The organism is Pseudomonas sp. PME37.24/025 (genome assembly GCF_055556615.1).
Genome location: NZ_JBVHNK010000115.1, coordinates 1 through 279 on the forward strand (window position 1 = coordinate 1; position 279 = coordinate 279).

Here is a 279-nt window from a genome sequence, read left to right on the forward strand (position 1 = left end):
GCTGGCACGGCGGGGTCAGCGAAGCGCCCGAACTCTCGCCGGTCCTGGGCGAGGAGCCCCCGGCGGCGCGGGAGGAGGCCCTCGATCTCGCCGACATCCTTGGACAGCCGGATGCCGTCGATGCCCTGATCGTTGCGGCTGCCGGCGGCCACCACCTGTTGATGAGCGGACCTCCCGGCGCCGGCAAGACGATGCTGGCGCGGCGGCTGCCCGGCATCCTGCCCGATCTCGATGACGACGCGGCGCTGTCAGTCGCGTCGGTACGGTCACTGTCGGGTG

At 72.4% G+C, this 279-nt stretch carries 1 protein-coding gene; it reads left to right on the top strand.

Annotated elements, in window-relative coordinates; genetic code table 11:
• Positions 1-279, top strand: a 279-nt coding sequence (locus tag ACZ3HH_RS29735; RefSeq protein ID WP_465810122.1) for an ATP-binding protein, incomplete at both ends; no start/stop codon positions are given.